This window comes from Sneathia sanguinegens, assembly GCF_001517935.1.
Classification (GTDB): Bacteria; Fusobacteriota; Fusobacteriia; order Fusobacteriales; family Leptotrichiaceae; genus Sneathia; species Sneathia sanguinegens.
Genome location: NZ_LOQF01000006.1, coordinates 59274 through 81433 on the forward strand (window position 1 = coordinate 59274; position 22160 = coordinate 81433).

A 22160-nucleotide genomic window follows, 5' to 3' on the forward strand; every position below is an offset into this window, starting at 1 on the left:
TTTATCAAATTATTTTTACCATTGCCATAAACCTAATAAAATTAATAAACCTGGCAACCAACCTGTTAATATTCCTTCAATTAAAGCTACATATGAAGAAAATTTTCCTAAATTCTTTTTTAAACTACATTCTACAAAGCCTAAGAACCAGAAAAATGCCCATGCTATCCATATTAAAAATGCATATAAATTAGCTCTGTCTAAATATGAAGCTATTAAAGCATTTATACATACAAATAAACAAAAGTATCCAAAAGGTCTTAATTCCAATGAAAATATTGTATTTGCAAATAAAAAGAAATATGTTATTGCGAATAGAAAACCTATTGCTGGTCCAAAGAATGATGTACTTTCTGCTCCTTTTGTGATTAATAATACCGCAGATACTACATTAAAGAAAAATATTATACAACCACAAATTAAATTCAAAACAGCTGTTGCTTTTTTATCAAAGCCTATTATTCCTGCCAAACCATTATTGATTAAAACTAATCCTACATAAATTAAAATCAATCCAAACATTGTGCCTCCTTTATTGTGAATATTATTTCATTTGGTATTATATCATAAATATGTAGAATTATAAATTAAAAATGAGCATTTCTGCTCATTTATTTTTTTAATTTTTTCATTTCTTCTGCTATAAATTGAACTTCAGGTCCCATTATAACTTGAACAGAACTTTTATCCACTACTATAGTATCTATTGCTCCTGCTTGTTTTAATATTATTTTATTTACTTTTGATGAATCTTGTAATTCCATTCTAAGTCTAGTTATACAATTATCAATTGTAACTATATTTTCTTTTCCACCTAAACCTTCTATAACTTGTTTTGCTACTTCTGCATAATTTTTCATTACTTCTTCATTTTCTTTTTCTTCTTCTGGTGAACTACTTACTAATCTATTTACAAAGAAATACTCAAGAATGAAATAAATTACTAATACAACTATGAAAACTACAACTCTATAAGTTGTATTTTCTATTTTTGTACCTATAAGGTACCCTATTGCCATTAATACTATAGTATTAATTAATAATACACTTAAAATATTTGAAAATCCACATTTTTTCATAGGACACTTATTCATTATATACTCCTTTCACCTAATAATACCATTAAATTTTCAATGGCATTGTTAAATAAACATTATTATTCTTATTGTCATCTTCCTTGAATAAAACTGCTGATATTTCATCTGACATATCTATTTCTAATATTTCAGAATTTTTTACAGTAGCAAGATATTCAAGTATAAATTTAACATTTAAATATATTTTTATATCTGGGCAATCCTTAATTATATTTAATTCTGAGCTCCCATTTCCAAATTCTCCATAACCAGATATTTTTAACTTATTTTCAGTAAATAGAAATTCTGCGACATCTTTTCTTTCTTTCTTATCTCTTACAAAAATTAAAACTTTTGATAAGGCTGTGTATAAATCTGTTTTATTAACCTTTATTTTCTTTTCAACCCTTACATTATCTAGTATAGCAATATAATCAGGAAATTGCAATTCTACAACCTTAGAAATAACTTCTATATCATCTAATTTGAATAATACCTTAGTACCTTCTGATCTAAAAATTACTTCATTTAATTCACTTTCTCTAAATATTTTAAGTAAGGCTTGTGTTAATTTTAAAGGTACACTAACACTTACATTTTCATTTGTATTATTTTCTTCAATTTCAATTTCCCTATACATCAATCTATACGAATCAGTTGCAACTAATTTTAAAGTCTTATCTTCTACTTCAAATTTCAAACAATTGATTTTTGCTTTTTCTTGATCTGTTGTAGCTGCAAATTGTGTTTTTTCAATATTTTCTAATAAAAGTTTCTTATCTACAATATATTCAACACCATTTATTACATCTAATTCAGGTATCTCATCAATTTCAATTAAACTATAATTTGAAATACTATCTGGAGTAACAATTTTTATTTGATTATTTTCTTCTTTTATTTCGACTTTTTCATCTATTACTTTACGAAGATATTCTTCAACTAGTCTATGTTTTATTACTATTTTACCTTCATTTATTATTTCTGCATCACAATAACATTTTATAAATAAATGATAACCCATAGCTCTGAACTCAAGTTTATCTTCCTTTGTTTCTATATAAATACCTACCCTTGAGTTATCTATTCTTTCATCTAAAATAGCATTTTCTACTATTCTAATTGCTCTTAAAAAGTCTTTTGTTTTAACTTTAATATCAAACATATTTACCCCTTCATTTTATTTTTTTCATCAAAATGATTTTTTAACTTTGCTATTGCTTTTTTTTCAATTTGTCTAACACGTTCTCTAGTTATATTCAACAATTCACCAATTTCTTTCAATGTGTGAATTTTAGTATTATATAAACCATATCTTAATTTAAGTATTTCTTTTTCTCTATCAGTTAAAGAACTATCAAGTAATTCTTTCATTTCATTTAATTGTTCTTCTTTAATTATATCCTCTTCCACATTAGCTTCTTCACCTATTACATCTTCCAAATAAATATTATCTCCAATAGTTTCACTAAAAGAAACTATATCTTGAAACTCATTAATAAGTAATACTACCTTACCCGGTTTAATATTCATTTTTTCTGCAATATAATCTATAGGTGGATTTTCGCCATGTTCATAGACATATTCATTAATTAATTTATTAACCTTTGATAATTGTTCATGCTTATATGATGGTATTCTAATATCTCTACCTATGTTAATAATAGATTTTTTTATTGCTTGTCTTATCCACCAAACTGCATATGTACTAAATCTATGACCTTTTGTACTATCGAACTTTTCTATTGCCTTTAATAAACCTATATTTCCTTCACTTATTAAATCAATTAAAGGAAGTCCATTACCTAATGATTTTTTCGCTACTGAAATAACTAATCTTAAATTAGCTAAAACTAATTTGTTCTTTGCTTCTTCATCATTTTCTTCCTTAATTTTTCTTAAAAGTTCAAATTCCTCTTCCTTATTCAATAGTTGATATTCTCTTAAATCTGATAAATATAATGAAATTAGATTCATTTCATTTTGCTCTTCCATACATCCCCCTAAAATTCAGATCTTAGATTTCTATTCATAAATAATTCAGTAATAGTTTTTGTTGATTGTTTGTTATACAATATATTATATAACTCAGTAAAAATAGGTGTTCTTAAATTATTTTTTTCTATTATTTCTTTTAAAGCCTTTATTGTAGTTGCTCCTTCAGATACCATTTTCATTTCATGAACTACCTCTTCTACTGTTCTACCACGACCTATTTGCTCACCAAGATATCTATTTCTACTATGTTGACTTGTACAAGTAACTACCAAGTCTCCAAAACCTGTTAAGCCCATAAAAGTTTTAAAATCTGCTTTATAAAACTTACCTATTATTATCATTTCACCTAGACCTCTTGTCATAAGAGCTGCCTTTGTATTATCACCATAGCCTAAACCATCTGAAATACCTGCTGCTATTGCTATACAATTCTTAAGTGCTCCTGCTAATTCTGCTCCTATAACATCTGTACCTGTATATACTCTTAAATAAGTAGTATTAAAAACTTCTTGAACTTTTTTGGCAACTTCCTCATTTTCAGATACTGAAAGTATAGCTGATGGTATTTGTTTTGCAACTTCTTCAGCATGAGTAGGACCTGCTAAATGCACATACTCATATTCAAAATCTTTTAATTCTTCTGCTACAATTTCTGAAATTCTTTTCAAAGTCCCAATTTCAAGTCCTTTTGCAACATTTACAATAATCTTTTTATTTGAAAATTTTTTAAATTTCTTTAGCATATTTCTAAGATATTGTGTCGGTGTTGCAAGTAAAATAATATCCACTTTTTCTATAACTTCATTAAATTCTTCAACTATTTTAATATTAGTTGGTAAAATATGTCCCTTTAAAAAGGTTGTATTTTCCCTTTTTTCCTTTAATATTTTTCTATATTCTTCATTATGTTCATAAAGATAACAAGTGTATCCTTTTTTTGCTAATAGAATGGTTAAAGCTGTACCCCAACTTCCTCCACCTAATGTTAAAATATTCATATAACTCCTTATTTATCAAAAAATTTTGCTTCTTTTTTATTTATTAAATTTTTAATATTTGATTTATGCTTATATATCACAAAAAGCCCTATTATTATTGAAAAAATAATTTCAGGTGTTGTTCCTTTAAATAGATATACTGCAACTGACAAGCATAAAGCACTAACCATAGATGCTATTGATACATATCCAGTTAAAAATACTATAGCAAAAAACACAACCAATAATGCTAATATAGAATAAGGTGAAATAATTAAAAAAATTCCGACTGTCGTTGCTACAGCCTTTCCACCTTTAAATTTTAAAAATATTGAATATGAATGCCCTATAATAGCACAAATAGCAGCATAGATTCCTAAATTGGCTCCCATCTTATATCCTATATAAGTTGGTATTGCTCCTTTTAGTACATCTAACACAAGTGTCATAAATCCATATTTATATCCCAAAACCCTTGCTGCATTAGTTGCACCTACATTACCACTTCCTTGTTGTCTTATATCAATATTTTTAAACACCTTACCTATCCAAAAAGCATTTGGTATACTTCCTATTAAATAAGAAAATATTAATAAGCATATTACTTTTATCATCTTTTCCTCTTTCTGTTTGAAAATATCTCATTTGTTTTTATTATATATGATTTCATTTAAAAATTCAACTTGCAAAAAATAAAAAAAACTTCTAATAATTTCTTTTTATTAGAAGTTTTATTATATTCTTGCTTATTTACTAACTTTCAAAATTGCATTTGCTACAGTATTCATATTTTCAAGTAAAGCTTTTTCAAATGCTTCTTTTCTATAAGAACCATTAGTCATATGATTTAAATTAGCAACATATACTCCAGTTTCTCTATAAATTACATTAGCTAATTTATGATTTGATACTTTTTCATCAAATAATAGTCTAACTCCTCTTTGTTTCATCTTCTTTATTGCTAATTTTGCATCAGCTAAACTTGGGCTTTGTACATATGAAGGTTCAACAACTGCTGATACACTCAAACCAAATTCATTTAATAAATAGTCATAACCTCCATGTGTAGTTGCAATTTTAATATTTCTAGATTTTCCTCTAACCTTTCTTAATGCTTCTGCCTTTATAGCTCTTAATTTTGCACTATATCTAAGTGCATTTTGTCTGTAATATCCAGCATTTTTTCTATCTATTTTTCCTAATTCTTGAGCTATATAATTAACTTGTTGTATACTTTGAGTTACTGAAATAAATGTATGTGGATTTACAACATTACCATTTCTTTGTCCTGCTACACGCATAAGTGTAGTTCTACTATTTGCATTTATAACTGGAATATTTTTATGAGCTGCTTTCAACATACTTTTCAAGAACATATCATGCCCTACACCATTTGCAACAACTACATTAACACTTGTAAGTTTTTTTACATCTTGTGCAGTTGCATCATAAGTATGTGCATTAACATTTGCAGGTACCAAAGGTACTACATCCATTTTATCTCCAACTATATTTGATACAAAACAATAATATGGTAACATAGTTATACCAACCCTTAATTTTGAAAAGCTAGTAAAACTTATTAACATAAATAAATAAACTAAAATTTTCTTCATTCTAAACACCTCTTTTTTTATACTAACACCATAATATATTTTTTTCAACACTATGTATTCAGTTCAACAAATAAATTGATACTACAACCAACCTTTTTTACTATATTTTTAATATATTCATTTTTTTCAGTTATTTTTTTTAAAAAATTCTTAAATTTGACAAGATATATTATTTAGTGTTACAATTTTATTTGAATGAAAGGTGATAAATATGAAAAAAATATTAGTTAATTCGAGCTTAAAAAAAGAAATGATAGTAAAAGAAAAAGATTTAGCTTCTATTTGGGGTTCTGGGAAAGCTAGAGTCTATGCAACACCTTGTATGATAGCTTTCATGGAACTAACTTCCACTGAATTAATAGATCAATTTCTTGAAAATGATGAAATTACTGTTGGAACTATGGTTAATATTAAACATTTAAAGGCTAGTCCCCTAGGCTCTAAAATTACCTGTGTTTCAAAAATAATTGAAGTTAATTCAAAGGCTATAACTTTAGAAGTTAAATGCTATATGAATGATGACATTTTAATTGGTGTTGGAACTCATGGAAGATATGTCGTTGAAAAAGAAAAATTTGAAAAAAAATGTTATGAAATAAATAAAGGAGACTTATGCAAAAAATAAAGAACATAGCTATAATTGCCCATGTTGATCATGGAAAAACTACTTTAGTAGATGCCTTACTTAAACAATCTGGTACTTTTTCAGCTCATCAAAAAGTTGAAGAAAGAATTATGGATAGTAATGACCTTGAAAAGGAAAGAGGTATCACAATATTTTCTAAAAATGCTTCTATACATTATAAGGATTATAAAATAAATATAGTTGATACACCAGGACATGCTGATTTTGGTGGTGAAGTACAAAGAATATTAAAAATGGTTGATTCTGTTTTACTTTTAGTTGATGCTTTTGAAGGTGTTATGCCACAAACAAAATATGTATTAAAACAAGCTTTAGATCATGGTTTATGCCCTATAGTTGTTATTAATAAAATTGATAGACCTCATTGTACACCAGAAGAAATTGTAAATAATGTCTTTGACTTATTTGTCGAATTAGGTGCAAATGAAAAACAATTAGACTTCCCTATTGTATACACAAGTGCAAAAAATGGAATAGCAAAATTAGACTTAAAAAGCGATACAAGCGATATGAAAGACTTATTTGAAACTATACTTAAATATGCACCAGATCCTCAAGGTGACCCTAATGAACCACTTCAAATGCAAATAATGAATACCGAATATGATGACTATGTTGGAAAATTAGGTACAGGTAGAGTGTATAATGGTAGCATTTCTCGTAATCAAGAAGTTGTTGTAATAAAAAGAGATGGATCAAATGTAAAAGCAAAAATTGGTAGAATTTATACTTATGAGGGGCTTAAAAAAGTTGAAACTGAAATTGCTTATTCTGGAGATATAATAACAATTGCAGGTATAGATCATATTGATATAGGAGAAACTATCTGTGATAAGGATAATATTAAAGCCTTACCTCTAATTGAAATTGATGAACCAACTTTATCTATGACTTTTATGGTTAACTCATCACCATTTGCTGGTCGTGATGGTAAATATATTACTTCAAGAAATATATTAGAAAGACTTGAAAAAGAAGTTAGTCATAATGTAAGTATGCGTCTTGAAACTACAAATAGTCCTGATGCCTTTATTGTAAAGGGTCGTGGTGAATTACAATTATCTATATTACTTGAAAATATGAGAAGAGAGGGTTATGAAGTAGCTGTTTCAAGACCAAAAGTTATTTTCAAGCAAAAAGATGGTGTAAAATTAGAACCTATAGAACTTGTAACTGTTGATGTTGCAAATGATTTTTCAGGTGTTGTAATTGAAAAATTAGGTCTTAGAAAAGGTGAATTACTAAGTATGACACCTGGTAATGATGGTTATACTAGACTTGAATTTAAAGTTCCTTCTCGTGGTTTATTAGGTTTCACAAATGAATTTTTAACTGAAACAAAGGGAACTGGTATACTTAATCATACTTTCTTAGAATATGAAAAGTACAAAGGTGATATTGTAACAGGTAAAAAAGGTGCTTTAATAGCAATTGAAGCTGGTACTTGTTATGCTTATGCACTTAATAATTTACAACCTCGTGGTATTCTATTTGTTGAACCCGGTGATGAAGTTTACGAAGGTATGATAGTTGGTGAACATACTAAGGATAATGATTTAGTTGTAAATACTTGTAAGAGTAAAAAATTAACAAATATGCGTGCTGCTGGTTCAGATGACAATGTTAATTTAGCACCAGCTAAAAAATTCACCTTAGAACTTGCACTTGAATATATTTCAGATGATGAATTGGTAGAAATAACTCCTAATTCATTAAGACTTAGAAAATTAGTTCTATCTGAATTGGAAAGAAGAAAACAAAGAAATCAATTAAGTAGAGAAGAAAAATAAATAAAAAAATAGAACTTTTAGTTCTATTTTTTTTCTTTACAAATAACTAATATTTTTTGAATTTTCTTATTCTTAACTTTTAATACTCTAAAACAAGTATCATCAATATAAATATCATCAATTTTAGCATTATCTTTCGGTATGTATGCAATCTTTTCTATTATTAAGCCCCCAACCGAATCATAATATTCTGAACTGAAATTTGTTTTAAGAAAATCATTTAAATCATTTATTGATAAATCTCCATTAACTATATACTTATTTTTACCTATTTCAACTATATTGTATAAATTTTTGTCATATTCATCTGTAATATCCCCAACAAGTTCTTCAAGTAAGTCTTCAAGAGTAACAATACCAGATACTCCACCATATTCATCTATTAAAATAGCCATATGGTTATGATTATTTTTCATTTCTAAAAATAGTTCACTAATTTTTTTTGTATCTGGAACAAAATATGCCTTTTTCATTACCTTGTCTACAGTAATATTTTTATCTTCTAAAAGCAATAAGTCTTTTATATGTAAAATACCTATAACATTATCCAAGTCTTCATCATATATTGGTACTCTTGAATAAGTTGTTATATTATCATATTTCAATAAATTTGAAACTATTTCATTTTTTTGTATAGCAAATATATTAGGTCTTGGTATCATAACCTCTCTTGCTAGTAGCTCATCAAAATCAATAACATTTTCTATTATTTCTTTTTCTGGCTTTTCAAGATTAGTACCAGAATTAATTACAGCTATCATTTCATCCTTACTTAAATTATCATTTTCTTTATTATTTCTAAAGCCTAATATAAATACAACAGCATTTGTTGATATTGTTAATATAAATATAATTGGTGTAAAAATAATTGAAAAAATATTTAAAATTTTCACCAATACCAGAGAAATTTCAACTGATTTTTGTAAACCTATTCTTTTTGGAACTAATTCTCCTAATACTAGGGAAACATATGATAAAACTAAGGTTACAATTATAACTGAAATTTGACTAGCATAGGGTATATTAATCAATAAACTTTCAAGTTTATTAGACAAACTCAGTGCCGCTGATGCTGAAGCGAAAAAATTAGACAAAGTTATTGCTACTTGAATAGTAGACAATAATTTACTAGGTGCTTCTATCATATTTAAAAGTAATTTAGCCCTTTTATCTTTTTTTTCAACTAAAGCTAGAATTTTATTCTTATTAACAGAAAATATTGCAATTTCTGCACAAGAAAAAAAAGCATTAATTAATATTAAAATAAATATTAATAACAATTTGGGCAATATGTCCAATTCAATACCTCCATGTTATAATAAAGAGTGTTTTAAACAAACACTCTTCAACTTTATATACTATTTAGTTACATATGAACTTACTAATAATGGATCTATCTTTATTCCAGGTCCCATTGTTAATGAAATAGCAACTGTTCTTAAATATTGTCCTTTTGAAGTTGCTGGTTTTAATTTAATAATTTGACCTAAAGCAACTTTGAAATTTTCAACAACCTTTTCTTTTTCAAAATCAACTTTTCCTAATGGTAAATGTATTGATCCTAATTTATCTACTTTAAATGCAACTTTTCCTTTTTTAAATTCTTCAACAGTTTTAGTTATATCAGTTGTAACTGTTCCAGATTTTGGATTAGGCATTAAACCTTTTGTTCCTAAAATTTTTCCTAATCTTCCTAATTTAGGCATCATGTCTGGTGTAGCTATAACTAAGTCAAAATCAAACCATCCTTGTTGAATTTTCGCAATATATTCATCATCACCAGCATATGTTGCACCAGCTTGAAGAGCTTTTTCAATATTTTCTCCACTTGTAATAGCAAGTATCTTAATCTTTTTACCTGTTCCATTAGGTAATACTACTGTACCTCTTACTTGTTGATCAGCATGTCTTGGATCTACTCCTAATTTAACTGCTAATTCAACTGTTTCAACAAATTTAGCACTCTTTGTTTCAAATAATAAGTCTAATGCTTCTTCTGGTGTATATATCTTTAATTTATCTACTTTTTGAGAAATTTCATTATATCTTTTTCCTCTTTTTGCCATTTAATTAATCCTCCTCTGTGGTCATTGGTAAACACCTTCCACTAATTTATTAATCTTGTACTTTAATTCCCATACTTCTTGCTGAACCTGCTATAATATTCATTGCTTTTTCTACATTACTTGCATTCAAATCAGGCATCTTTAATTCAGCTATTTCTTTTAATTGTGCTTTAGTAACTGTTCCAGCAACTTCTTTTTTAGAATTATGAGCTCCTTTTTCTACCTTAGCAGCTTTCTTTAATAAATCTGATGCTGGTGGAGTTTTTAAAACAAATGTAAAACTTCTATCTGAATAAATTGTTATTTCTACTGGAATTATATATCCCATTTTATCTTGTGTTTGTGCATTAAATGCTTTACAAAATTCTGGTATATTTATCCCCTTAGGTCCTAATGCAGATCCTACTGGTGGAGCTGGATTAGCCTTTCCTGCACTTATTTGTAATTTAACTGTACCTATAACTTCTTTTTTAGCCATTTTAAAATTTCCTCCTTTGTGGTAATTGAAATATTCTCCCACTCAATTTTACTTTTTAATTTGTTCAACTTTCAAAATAGGTTTAGCTTTCCCGTTAAGAGTTGAAAGCATTACTTCTTCTTTATCCTTATATATTTCAAGAATAGTTCCTACATTTCCTAGATAATCACCATCTATTATATCCACTATATCACCAATTTTTAATTTACTAATTTTTTCTGATGGCATAACAACAGTGGTTTTTACCCTTTGCATTATTCTTTCTACTTCTTCGTCAGACATTGGTATGGGATCAGAACCTACACCAACAAAACCTGTAACACCATTTGTATTACGGACAGCATACCAAGCTTCACTATCTACATGATAATTAAGAGCTGTTCCTGTTTCTTCTATGTTTGTTCTCATTTCTACCATTACATAACTTGGAAATAATTTTCTATAAGTAATAACTTTTTTTCCTCTTTTTTCTTCTTCTACTTCTTCTTCGGGAACAAAAATTCTAAATACCCTATCTAACATATCCAAAGATTTTACTCTATTTTTCAAATCATCTCTAACCTTTTTTTCATAACCAGAATATGTATGAATCAAATACCATTTATTTACAAATTCCATTTATTCCACCTCTATTTTAAAACACTTGATAATATACTTGTGATTCTTGTCATGATAATGTTAAATGCAAAATCAAATAAGATTATCATTATTGCAATAAAAGCAGTAATTAATAAAACTATTATGGTAACTTGTATAACTTCAGGCACACTTGCCCATGTTACCTTTTTATATTCACTTACTATTCTTAAAAAAAGATTTTTTTTCTTCTCATCTTTCATAAATTGTCTCCATATAATAAAAATGGCAGGTCAGATAGGACTCGAACCTACAACACTCGGTTTTGGAGACCGATGCTCTACCAATTGAACTACTGACCTAATTAACTACTACTTAACTTCTCTATATAGAGTGTATTTCTTTAAAACTGGATTATACTTTCTTAATTCCAATCTTTCTGGATGTGTTTTTTTGTTTTTAGTTGTAACATAATGTCTTAACTTTGTTTCTGTGCATTCCAAAATTACTTGTACTCTCATTTTTTTATTCCTCCCAATCAAATTATTTGTATTGGTAATACAGATGTTGCCTAAACAACAAGTAATAGTAACATATATAACCAATATTGTCAAGCAGTTTATTTATGATACTCTAGGGCTAATTTTAATTTTGTCTTATAATTTGAATTCCATATTTTAGATTTTGGTGAATAACCTCCTAAATAATTTGTAAATACTCCTTTTTCATATTTCAAATTCATTTCTCCACTCAATTTTAGACTAAGATCATTTCCTATATTTGTAATAAATTCTGCATATGGTCTTATATTTATTTCAGAACCCTGTACCCATTTATTTTCTTCTTCAATTTTTTGTCTTTCAAAGTCTAATTTATTAACTTTATTCTTTATTTTTTCATCTAAGACATTAGTTTGTAGTCTATTTGAACTAGCTTTTCTTGATTGCAAGCTAAATTTTGAATCTAGTCCAAGCTTAAATGCTATATCTATCATATCTGTTATATCATACACAAAATTATATGCTACATCTATTGCTGGGCTAAATTTGTTAGTTTCATAATAATCTTTATCTGTATTTTTAAATATATTATATTCATTTTCTATATATGGTTTTAATTTAAATTTCATAATATCTTGTTCATAGGCTAATTTACTTTCATTTTTTATCAAATATTGTGTCTTGTCTAATAATTTATTAAATTTCAATTTATTCTCAATACTGAATTTATTATACACTATTTTTGTCTTATTTTTTAACTCCATATTATTTTTTGTCTTTGTATCATCTGTAATCATTTCTTTTCCAGAAATATAATCAGGTATATACTCAGATTTTTCTAAATATTTTATTTTTTTCTTTTTTATCTCTCCACTAAAATCATCTCTTAATTCTTTAGTAGTTTCATAAACCTTATGTAATTCATAACCCTTGTCTGTCTTATATATTTTTCTAAGGACTTCTTCATTAGCTGCTGCAGGATTGAAAACATCTTTTCCTTTATATTTTCCCTTATAAATATAGTGTTCATCTTCTGAATCTATAAATTTTAAAGAGGCATTTTCAACCTTATATACCTTTGTAGAATTTTTATGTGTTGCATAATTTCTAATAATATTAAGATCATTTTCTACACTAAGTCCTTTTATAAAAAGATCACTTTTTTTAAGTTTAAGTTGTGCAGAAAATTTATACTTATCCTTCATTTCATCAAATTTTGGAGTATTTTCTACATAAAATTGATTGTATAAATAGTTACCTTCATGTGTTAATGAAGCAGATAATCTAATTTGTTCTAATTTTTCATGTTCATGATTTACAATCTCATAGAATTTGTGCATTCTTTTCAATTCTTTATTTTTGTCAAAAAATAACTCAAAATGATTTTTAAAGTGTAGTCTTTCTTTAATGCTTTCTAACTGTATTCCATTATAAATATATGCTCCCATTGTCATATCTTCATTATGCTTATATCTCACATCTGTATCCATTTCAAGTGCCAAAGGATTTATTATTTTTCTCGTATAGAACCTTGGTCTAAATGATAGTGAATATTTATTATTGAACACATTCGTATTTATTCCTTCAAATATTGCATCTCCTGCAAACTTTCTATTTTCATCATTCTCATTAAAACTCGAAATATATTGCGTATATTTAAAACCATTTTTACCATCAAAATATCTAATACTAGCTTTGAATTGTCCGTCATTTGTTTCACTTAATTGTTCTAATATTCTAGGTCTTATTATATCAATTTTATTTCTATTCTCTTCTTCTTCATTTTCTTCATGTTTATGTTCATGTTCATGTGTATGTTCATGAGTATGTTCATGAGTATGTTCGTGATCGTGGTGATCATGTTCATGAACTTGTGAAGGATTTTTGAATATGAACTGTTCTATAGAACCTCTATTTGCAATTTGTTTTTCCAAATTTTTAGTATATTTATAATCAGTTCCATAATAAGTTTCAGTTATAGATTTTTCACCAAAGAAATTTTCTTCTCCTTCAACAATCTTAGGTTCATATTTTCCATTTATAATATTTTCATTTTTATAAATAAACGCCTTATCTGGTCTACTAATAAGTGCTCTATTTCCCTTTAAAACTGTTTTAAACTCCCATTTTGAATCTATTGAGGTTAATTTTAAATCAAAAGCTGTAAATTTAAGGTATGGTTCAAACCAAATTTTACCTTTTTTTTCATTTCCAATTTCTGTATTTGCCTTTAAATCTACCCTAACCATCTTTTTATTGCTTGCTTCTAAAATTAATGAAAATAAGATTGATATTAAAAATATTTTTTTCATTTTTCCTCCTTTTATTTAACTTAGTCTAGAGTATATCAGAAAAAAATCTATATTTTAATAGCCTTTTTCAGTTCTTTTTTAGTTAAATAAAAAGAAGATACTATAAATATTTTTGTATCTTCCAAAATTTTTTTTAGTTATTTTTCAGTTCTTTTATTCTTTTCAAATATTTTTCAAGAATACTTCTAGGACAGGCAACATTTAATCTAATATAGCCCTTTGCTATATCTCCAAAAACACTCCCCGGCACCACTGCCATTTTAACTTTTTTCACAAAAAAATCTTTAATTTCTTCCTCAGAAATACCTAATTTTTGCAATGAAATAAAGGCAAGATAACTTGCATCAGGTATAGTAAATTCAAAATCAACCAAATTTTCTTTTAAATATTTATCTAAAAAAAGAAAATTAGCTTCTATATATTTTTTTAATTGTAAAAGCCATGGCTCTGAATTTTTACACGCCTCTATAACAGCCTCAACTGCTATTGCATTAGGTCTATATATATCCATTTTTTTCCACTCATTGAATACTTTATTTTTTTCATCCACGCTATTTAGAATACAAATCGCTGATTGTAGTCCTGATAAATTAAAAGTTTTAGTTATAGAATAAAAAGTTACTGTATTATTATAGTATTTTCTAAAGGGTATATGTTTATTTGAAAACAAAACTAAATCTGCGTGTATTTCATCTGAAATAACATCCACCTTATATTTTTCACACATTTTTGCTATATATTTTATTTCAGGCTCCGTCCAACATTTTCCAATGGGATTTTGTGGATTACAAAAAATCAAAACTTTTACTTGTTTTATCTTTTCTTCAAAATCTGAGTAATCTATTTGCCATTTTCCTTGTTCATCCTTTATCAAATTACTTGTAAGCATTTTCATTGAAGAATTTTCAACTATTCTTTTAAATGAAGCATACATTGGCTCTAAAATTAAAAATTTCGTATTTTTTTTATACTTGTAATTAATATATACTCTTAATCCTGAAATTACACCAGGGCAATGTAGCATACATTTTTCATCAAAGTCATAATTATGTTGTTTTTTATACCAATTTTTATAGGCTAAAAAATATTCTATTGGTGTAGAAGTATAGGCTAAAATACCCTTATTTACCTTGGCAATTATTGCTTTTAATATATTTTCATCAGTCTTAAAATCCATATCTGCAACAGTAAATGGTCTTATATCTTTTTCTTTATAAATTTGAAAAAGTTCATCATATTTTGAAGAATTCATATTATGTCTATCAATAAGCTCATCAAAATTATTTTTCATTTTCTTACACTTTCTTAATATCTTTCAATGATTCTTTAATATCTATATTTCTAACAAATGAAACAAAATCGGTAATTATTTTATTAGTCATATTTTCTTTCATACACATAATTTGAAATTTATTATATGTTTTTATAAATCTATAAATAACTTTAAATTCTTTATTTTTTAAATTTTCATAAACACAATAATAGGGTAATACAGCATAACCCACTCCCATTTTTACCAAATGTTTCGTTGTTTCGATACTACCATTAACATTCATTTGCTTATCTATTGTGAACCCTACCTTCTCTTCAAATTTATTCATATATAGAACATTTTGTTCATTATTTCTTTTTAAATAAAAAATATTTTTTAATTCCATATAATCTTCAATATTATTAGGTGCTATCACAACAAAAGGATAATCTTCTGTATTTATAATTTTAAGTTCATCATCTTTTATAAAAAAATCTTCTGTTAATATTACATCCAAAGTTCCTTCTTTTAAATATTTATACAAAGTTGCAGAATTTTTAACAAAAATATCTAGTTCAATGTCTGGTCTTTCTTTTAAATATTCACGAACAATATTAGGTAATATAGGCTCACCAACATTATGTGTTGCTCCAATTGCAATTTTTTTATTTTGCTTATCAATTAATCTTTTCATGGCAATTTCCATTCTATCTACTTTTTCAAATAAATCTTTTGCCATTTTAAATAAACTTTGACCCTCTCTTGTCAATTTAAAAGATTTTGAATTTCTTTCTATTAATTGCACATCTAAATTTTGCTCCAATTTTTTTATTTGTATAGACACTGCCGATTGGCTTATATACAAATTTTGACTAGCTTTTGTAAAACTTTTTACTTTACAAGCTTCATAAAATAATTTTAAACTATTTAAATCCATTTTCACTTTCACTTTCTTTATAAAAAAAAATGGTGCCTAAGATCAGAATCGAACTGATAACCTTACGGGTATGAACCGTATGCTCTAACCAATTGAGCTACCTAGGCAACATATTCATTCTATCAAAAAATTTTTTTATTGTCAAGCATTATTTTTTCATCAAAGAATATTACAATTTATTCTTTTGCAATATTCTTTGATTAAGGCTAATTATTCTTAATATCAACCTCTTGCTTTCCTTTGTTTAATCCTTCTAACATTCTATCGTATAAATCTTCATAGAAAGATTTTATTCCTAAACCTTCTGCTAGTACATAGGCTATTAAACTTACTATAGCTATAGCTAATAAGTAATCGAAAGACCCCCCTGTCATTTCTAATACAAGAATAATTGCTGTTATTGGAGATCTAACTATTGCAGAAAAATGCCCACACATTCCCATCATTGAGAAAACAAAAATTAAATTTGCATCTATAAACCCAAAATGATATAGAATACTTGCATAAAGATTACCAAGTAAAGATCCTAATACTAATAAAGGAACCAAACTTCCACCTGGAACATCAGCACCAAATACTATAAATAGCAAAAAGAATTTTGAAATATAGAAAAATGCTAATGTTGCTATACTAGCATTTTCATTCAAAGCTAGATAAAAGAAGTGTTCTCCTGCACCAAATAATCTTGAATCAATAAGTAATATGACTGCTGATATTACAAAGGGTAATAAAAATTTAATATATGAATGAACTTTTATCTTTTTATACAAGGTCTTACTTGAAATTATCAATGTATTAAATAAGGCCCCTGATAAACCTGAGAGTAAACCTAATATTATTAAATAAATGTATATATTAAGTCCTAAAGGTGCTATTTTAGGAATATTATGTAAGGTTGGCTTATTTCCTAATATCAAATCTGAGCATAAAATTGCTGAGAACACAGTTATAGCTGAACTCAAAAATACTTTTCTATTTGTTTTCTTATAAATTTCTTCTATAGCAAATAGCATACCTGTAATAGGTGCATTAAAGGCTACAGCCAAACCTGCTCCAGCTGATGAACCTATAAAATACTTTTTATCTTCTTTTTGACCCTTAGTAAGAGAATGTACTGCCTGTCCAACCAAACCACCTATTTGCACTGAAGGTCCTTCTCTACCCAAAGTTAAACCTGAACCTACAGTTATAACACTGGCAATAAATTTACATGGTAAAGTTTTTTTCCAATTGAACTTTATTTTTTCATCTATAAGCCCATAAATACTTGGTATTCCTGAACCTTTAATCATAGAATCAAAATTGTTCATAAAATATATTAAAGTTGCTATAAGTACAAATAAAATTAAAAAAATTAAATATCCTAAGTAAGATTTGCTACAATATTTTAAAATTTTTGTCATAATATCAGACATTTTATGTATGCCTAATTTATACATCGATATCACAAAACCACAAATTATTCCTGTAACAAAATAGATAAATAATTTTTGTATTTTTATTTGTATCCATGTACTATGTTTCCTCAATATTTCCATCTCCTTTTGTATTTACTCAATTTTACCATACATTAAAAAATCAATCAATATAGTAGATTTTTTTTTTGATAAACTATATAATGTAATATATAACATATAAAAGAAGGGTGTTTTATGAAAGAACAAATTTTATCAAAAATTAAAAAAAATTTTTTAGTCGCTGTAGTTCGTGGTACAGATGATGATGATGCGTACTATATTTCAAAAGAAATTATAGCTGGAGGTATTAAAACAATAGAAGTTACTTTTTCAACAATGTATGCAGAAAGTGCTATAAAAAAGCTATCTAAAGAATTTCTTAATGATCCAAATGTAATAATCGGTGCAGGTACAGTATTAGATGATATTACTGCAAGAATTGCAATTTTAAATGGAGCAAAATTCGTTGTATCACCACATTTTGACTCTAATATATCAAAAGTTTGTAATAGATACTCTATTCCATATTTACCAGGTTGTGGTAGTGTGACAGAAGTAATTAATGCTTTAGAAAATGGTGCAGATGTTGTTAAAATTTTTCCAGGTGGAATATTAAGTTCTAATTTTATTAAAGATGTTCACGGCCCTATACCTTATGCAAATATGATGCCATCTGGTGGTGTCAATATTGAAAATATCCAAGAATGGATAAAAAATGGTGCCTTTGCTATAGGAATAGGAAGTGCTTTAGTAAAACAAGGTAGGGATAAAATTAAAGAAGTTACAAAAGAATACATAAAAAAAGCTCAACTTTAAAAAGTTGAGTTTTTATTTTGGTAAATTAATTTTATATTTTATAATTATCAATCTTACAATCAAAATTATTGCAAAAACTACAATATCACTTATAAAAATTCTGGGTAAATAGTAATATAAAATTGCTCCAAAAAAACATAAAAAAGCATAAATATCTTCTTTTAATATTATAGGTATTTCTGCAACAAATATATCTCTAATAACTCCTCCACCTACTCCTGTTATAGTTGCAAATATTGCAACAGTTATAATAGAAAAGCCAGCATTAATTGCAATTTTTGCTCCTATAATAGTAAAAATTGCTAAACCTATTGCATCCATTACGAGTAATTCTTTATAAAATGATTTTCCACTTTTCTTATATCTCTTCATAATAATAAATAATAAAATGGCTGTAATTATTGCCACAACTATATCCTGTGTATGAATAAGTACATTTGGTATCTTATTAACCAAAACATCCCTTATTATTCCTCCACCAACTGCCGTCATAACTGCTAAAACAACAACTCCTAAAATATCAAGTTTATGTTTTAGACCCTTTATAACTCCTGAAGCTGCAAAGGCAATAACACCTATTAAGTTTGCAACATATGTAAAATTTTCTATGAACATTTTATAACCTCGTACTAATATTATCTACTATAAATCTCTTTATTCTACTTTTTGCAATAGAATGTTTTCTCATTCTAAAAAATACCTTTGCCATAGTTTCTACATCATACATACTATTATGTAATTTTTCTTCTTCTAGAGGAACTTTATAATAATTTGCACATTCTATTAATTTTGGCCATTTATAACCATTAAGCCCCATAATTTTTACTATATCTATATTTTCAAGCATAGTGTCAAATTGATATTTCAATTTAAAAGGTAAAAAATCTCTATCAAAGCGAATATTATGAGCTATATAGTGGTCACAACCTTGACAAAATTCAACAAAAGATGGAAGATCTTCTAAAAAAGTTTTAGGATATACTTCAGAACTCATGCTTCTTCTTATGCCTATTTCTTCATCAGTTAAACCATTAACTCTTATAGCTCCTTCATTTATTTCTTCGCCTTTATTTCTATAATAAAATCTATTAAATTCTCCGACCTTTAACATTTCCAATGTTTCTAAATTTATACTTACCTTCATTGCCGACATTGATAAAACAGAAGATCCTCTTAACCCATTTGTTTCAACATCAAAAAATATTAATTTTTTATTCATTTCTTCACCTTCATATCAGTCTTTATCCAACTTTAATACTGCTAAAAATGCTTCTTGAGGTATATCAACATTACCTATAGATTTCATTCTTTTTTTACCTTCTTTTTGCTTTTCAAGAAGCTTTTTCTTTCTTGTAATATCTCCACCATAACACTTTGCTAAAACATTTTTTCTAAGAGCCTTTATTGTTTCTCTTGCTATTATTTTACCACCTAAGGCTGCTTGTATAGGTATTTCAAATTGTTGTCTAGGTATAACATCTTTTAATCTTTCAGCTATTGCCCTACCTCTTGTATAAGCATTATCTGAATGTGCTATGAAACAAAAAGCATCTATTGCTTCTCCTGAAACTAATATATCCACCTTTACAAGATTAGATTCTCTATATCCTATAAGTTCATATTCAAAGGAAGCATAACCCTTAGTTCTTGATTTTAATTTATCATAAAAATCAATTACAATTTCTGCAAGAGGTAATTCATATTCTACCATAACCCTATTTTCATCAAGATAATTCATATTTTTAAAAGTTCCTCTTTTTTCTTGGCATAGTTCCATAACATTTCCTACATATTCTTTTGGAACTATTACTGTTCCCTTAATATATGGTTCTTCTATTCTATTTCTTCCAACTGGAAATTCAGCTGGATTATCTATTAATCTAGTTTTATTATTTTCATCAGTAACATAATATTGAACTGAAGGTGCTGTAGAAATTAAATCTATTTCAAACTCTCTTCTTAATCTTTCAACCACTATTTCCATATGTAATAAGCCTAAAAATCCACATCTAAACCCAAACCCTAAGGCTAGTGAAGTTTCTGCTTGATATGAAAGTGAGGCATCATTTAATTGTAATTTTTCTAACGCTTCTCTTAAATCACTATAATCATCAGTAGATATAGGATAAATTCCAGCAAATACCATACTTTGTGCTGGTCTATATCCTTCCAATGGATAAGTTGCTGGATTTTCAACAGTAGTTATTGTATCCCCAACCTGTGTATCTTTAATAGATTTTATTCCTGTTACTATATAACCAACAGAACCAACACTTAATTCTTCAACTTCTTTCATTTTTGGTGTAAATATACCTATTTCTAAAACTTCAAATTCTTTATTAGTTGACATTACTTTTATTCTGTCACCTTTTTTTATTTTTCCTTCTACTATTCTTATATTTGTTATTACACCTCTAAAATCATCATAATGTGAATCAAATATCAAAGCTTTTGTAGGATTACTTTCTTCCCCTTTTGGTGCAGGTAAATATGTAACAATTTTTTCTAATAATTCATCTATACCCTGACCTGTTTTTGCTGATGTTAATATTATATCACTTGTATCTAAACCGATAACATCTTCTATTTCTTTTGATACCTTTGCTACATCTGCTGAAGGTAAGTCTATCTTATTAATCACTGGCAAAATTTCCAAATCATTTTCAAATGCCAAATAAACATTTGCTAGAGTCTGTGCTTCTATACCTTGTGCAGCATCAACTATTAATATTGCTCCATCACAGGCTGCAAGTGATCTTGATACTTCATATATAAAGTCAACATGCCCTGGAGTATCAATTAAATTAAGTTCATATTCATTTCCATCTTTTGCAACATATTTCAAGGTAACTGCTTGAGCCTTTATAGTAATTCCTTTTTCTCTTTCTAAATCCATACTATCTAAAAGCTGATCTTTCATTTCTCTTTGAGAAACTGTATGTGTCTTTTCCATAAGTCTATCTGCTATTGTAGATTTTCCATGATCAATATGTGCTATTATAGAAAAATTCCTTTTAAATTTTTTATCTGTCATTTATTCTCTCCTAAATTTTCTATTTTAATTATATCAAATCTAACTTTTAATTACTAGAAGGATAATAAAAAAATGCACCCTAACCTTACATAGATAAAGGGCACATTAACTTTCTCTTTACTTAGCTTCTGCTACAGCATCTGCTAATTTCTTTCCTACTTTAAATTTAACAACTGTCTTTGCAGGTATTTCAATTTCAGTACCATCTTTAGGGTTTCTTCCCTTTCTAGCAGCCTTTGCCTTTGTTGCAAATGTTCCCCAACCAACGAATTGAACATCATTTCCTTCGATTAAACATTTTTCAACTAATTTTAAAAATTCAGAAACTAATTCTTCTGATCTCTTTTTGCTTTCACCAGTACTAGCTGCAAAAGCTTCAACAAATTCTTTCTTAGACATTGTATTATCCTCCTAATTTATATATTATCTAATGACACTATAAATAACAGCTGAACACAAGAAAAGTATCGCAACATATTCAGTAAATTTTTCAATACCATCCTTTTCTTGATCTAAAACACTTTCAGTTTTAGCAACAGTTTGACTTTTATCTGGTTGCATAAGTATAACAACTACTAATACAACTGATATAATCACCATAAATGCTATAAATAATCCGTTCATTAGTT

Annotated in this window: 25 protein-coding genes and 2 tRNA genes; 3 read left to right on the plus strand and 24 right to left on the minus strand. The window is 27.0% G+C overall.

Annotation, left to right across the window (positions count from 1 at the left end):
* Positions 1–15 precede the first annotated feature (15 nt).
* The 7 genes from AWT65_RS03755 to AWT65_RS03785 form a co-directional block, all read right to left on the minus strand.
* The gene (locus AWT65_RS03755) at positions 16–522 is read right to left on the minus strand and encodes an AmiS/UreI family transporter (RefSeq protein ID WP_066729509.1); all 507 of its coding nucleotides are present in this window, start codon (positions 520–522) and stop codon (positions 16–18) included.
* 89 nt (positions 523–611) lie between these two features.
* Positions 612–1094 carry a PTS transporter subunit EIIB gene (locus AWT65_RS03760; protein WP_066729518.1) on the minus strand — a complete coding sequence of 161 codons (483 nt, stop codon included), beginning with the start codon at positions 1092–1094 and terminating at the stop codon, positions 612–614.
* Between the two features lie 28 nt (positions 1095–1122).
* Positions 1123–2241, minus strand: a complete 1119-nt coding sequence (gene dnaN, locus AWT65_RS03765) for a DNA polymerase III subunit beta (RefSeq protein WP_066729519.1) — start codon at positions 2239–2241, stop codon at positions 1123–1125.
* A gap of 2 nt (positions 2242–2243) precedes the next feature.
* The gene (locus tag AWT65_RS03770) at positions 2244–3071 is read right to left on the minus strand and encodes a sigma-70 family RNA polymerase sigma factor (protein ID WP_066729520.1); all 828 of its coding nucleotides are present in this window, start codon (positions 3069–3071) and stop codon (positions 2244–2246) included.
* Positions 3072–3079: 8 nt separating this feature from the next.
* Entirely contained in the window at positions 3080–4072 is a 993-nt protein-coding gene (locus AWT65_RS03775; protein ID WP_066729521.1) for an NAD(P)H-dependent glycerol-3-phosphate dehydrogenase, read from the minus strand.
* Positions 4073–4080: 8 nt separating this feature from the next.
* Positions 4081–4665: a glycerol-3-phosphate 1-O-acyltransferase PlsY gene (gene plsY, locus AWT65_RS03780; RefSeq protein WP_066729523.1), complete on the minus strand. Its 585-nt coding sequence runs from the start codon at positions 4663–4665 to the stop codon at positions 4081–4083.
* Between the two features lie 132 nt (positions 4666–4797).
* Positions 4798–5667, minus strand: coding sequence for a metal ABC transporter solute-binding protein, Zn/Mn family (locus AWT65_RS03785; RefSeq protein ID WP_066729525.1), 870 nt, complete (start codon positions 5665–5667; stop codon positions 4798–4800).
* A gap of 211 nt (positions 5668–5878) precedes the next feature.
* On the opposite strand from AWT65_RS03785, the gene AWT65_RS03790 reads away from it, so the two are divergent.
* On the plus strand, positions 5879–6292 hold the full coding sequence (locus AWT65_RS03790) for a thioesterase family protein (protein ID WP_066729526.1): 414 nt from the start codon (positions 5879–5881) through the stop codon (positions 6290–6292).
* Positions 6280–8103, plus strand: a complete 1824-nt coding sequence (typA, locus tag AWT65_RS03795) for a translational GTPase TypA (RefSeq protein ID WP_066729527.1) — start codon at positions 6280–6282, stop codon at positions 8101–8103. The genes AWT65_RS03790 and typA overlap by 13 nt, the downstream gene beginning before the upstream one ends.
* Positions 8104–8126: 23 nt before the next feature.
* Here typA and AWT65_RS03800 read toward each other — a convergent pair whose 3' ends face one another.
* The 12 genes from AWT65_RS03800 to AWT65_RS03855 all read right to left on the minus strand — a co-directional run bounded on the left by AWT65_RS03800 (position 8127) and on the right by AWT65_RS03855 (position 17753).
* Complete coding sequence (locus tag AWT65_RS03800) at positions 8127–9401, minus strand: hemolysin family protein (RefSeq protein WP_066729529.1); 1275 nt, start codon at positions 9399–9401, stop codon at positions 8127–8129.
* A gap of 60 nt (positions 9402–9461) precedes the next feature.
* Positions 9462–10169 (minus strand): 50S ribosomal protein L1, encoded by a 708-nt coding sequence (rplA, locus tag AWT65_RS03805; protein WP_066729531.1) that lies wholly within the window; start codon positions 10167–10169, stop codon positions 9462–9464.
* 49 nt (positions 10170–10218) lie between these two features.
* Positions 10219–10647 carry a 50S ribosomal protein L11 gene (gene rplK, locus AWT65_RS03810; protein WP_066729533.1) on the minus strand — a complete coding sequence of 143 codons (429 nt, stop codon included), beginning with the start codon at positions 10645–10647 and terminating at the stop codon, positions 10219–10221.
* A 48-nt stretch (positions 10648–10695) separates the two neighbouring features.
* Complete coding sequence (gene nusG / locus AWT65_RS03815; RefSeq protein WP_066729535.1) at positions 10696–11265, minus strand: transcription termination/antitermination protein NusG; 570 nt, start codon at positions 11263–11265, stop codon at positions 10696–10698.
* Positions 11266–11276: 11 nt separating this feature from the next.
* Positions 11277–11486 carry a preprotein translocase subunit SecE gene (gene secE, locus AWT65_RS03820; protein ID WP_066729539.1) on the minus strand — a complete coding sequence of 70 codons (210 nt, stop codon included), beginning with the start codon at positions 11484–11486 and terminating at the stop codon, positions 11277–11279.
* Between the two features lie 23 nt (positions 11487–11509).
* A tRNA-Trp gene (locus AWT65_RS03825) sits at positions 11510–11585 on the minus strand.
* Between the two features lie 9 nt (positions 11586–11594).
* The gene (rpmG, locus tag AWT65_RS03830; protein WP_046328610.1) at positions 11595–11744 is read right to left on the minus strand and encodes a 50S ribosomal protein L33; all 150 of its coding nucleotides are present in this window, start codon (positions 11742–11744) and stop codon (positions 11595–11597) included.
* Positions 11745–11842: 98 nt separating this feature from the next.
* Positions 11843–14035 (minus strand): hypothetical protein, encoded by a 2193-nt coding sequence (locus tag AWT65_RS03835; protein WP_066729541.1) that lies wholly within the window; start codon positions 14033–14035, stop codon positions 11843–11845.
* 133 nt (positions 14036–14168) lie between these two features.
* Positions 14169–15326, minus strand: a complete 1158-nt coding sequence (locus tag AWT65_RS03840; protein WP_066729543.1) for a MalY/PatB family protein — start codon at positions 15324–15326, stop codon at positions 14169–14171.
* Between the two features lie 4 nt (positions 15327–15330).
* Positions 15331–16224 (minus strand): LysR family transcriptional regulator, encoded by an 894-nt coding sequence (locus tag AWT65_RS03845; protein ID WP_066729545.1) that lies wholly within the window; start codon positions 16222–16224, stop codon positions 15331–15333.
* 30 nt (positions 16225–16254) lie between these two features.
* Positions 16255–16331, minus strand: a tRNA-Met gene (locus AWT65_RS03850).
* Positions 16332–16430: 99 nt separating this feature from the next.
* Positions 16431–17753: a ClC family H(+)/Cl(-) exchange transporter gene (locus tag AWT65_RS03855; RefSeq protein WP_198142947.1), complete on the minus strand. Its 1323-nt coding sequence runs from the start codon at positions 17751–17753 to the stop codon at positions 16431–16433.
* A gap of 123 nt (positions 17754–17876) precedes the next feature.
* On the opposite strand from AWT65_RS03855, the gene AWT65_RS03860 reads away from it, so the two are divergent.
* Positions 17877–18497, plus strand: coding sequence for a bifunctional 2-keto-4-hydroxyglutarate aldolase/2-keto-3-deoxy-6-phosphogluconate aldolase (locus AWT65_RS03860; RefSeq protein WP_066729550.1), 621 nt, complete (start codon positions 17877–17879; stop codon positions 18495–18497).
* A gap of 12 nt (positions 18498–18509) precedes the next feature.
* Here the strand turns inward: AWT65_RS03860 and AWT65_RS03865 are convergent, their stop codons facing one another.
* The 5 genes from AWT65_RS03865 to AWT65_RS03885 form a co-directional block, all read right to left on the minus strand.
* Complete coding sequence (locus AWT65_RS03865; RefSeq protein ID WP_066729551.1) at positions 18510–19112, minus strand: trimeric intracellular cation channel family protein; 603 nt, start codon at positions 19110–19112, stop codon at positions 18510–18512.
* A gap of 1 nt (position 19113) precedes the next feature.
* A complete protein-coding gene (locus tag AWT65_RS03870) occupies positions 19114–19716 on the minus strand; it encodes a 3'-5' exonuclease (protein ID WP_066729554.1) in 603 nt (200 codons plus the stop codon).
* 15 nt (positions 19717–19731) lie between these two features.
* Positions 19732–21531, minus strand: coding sequence for a translation elongation factor 4 (lepA, locus tag AWT65_RS03875; RefSeq protein WP_066729555.1), 1800 nt, complete (start codon positions 21529–21531; stop codon positions 19732–19734).
* 117 nt (positions 21532–21648) lie between these two features.
* On the minus strand, positions 21649–21930 hold the full coding sequence (locus AWT65_RS03880; RefSeq protein WP_066729557.1) for an HU family DNA-binding protein: 282 nt from the start codon (positions 21928–21930) through the stop codon (positions 21649–21651).
* 24 nt (positions 21931–21954) lie between these two features.
* Complete coding sequence (locus AWT65_RS03885) at positions 21955–22155, minus strand: preprotein translocase subunit SecG (protein WP_066729560.1); 201 nt, start codon at positions 22153–22155, stop codon at positions 21955–21957.
* Positions 22156–22160: the final 5 nt, after the last annotated feature.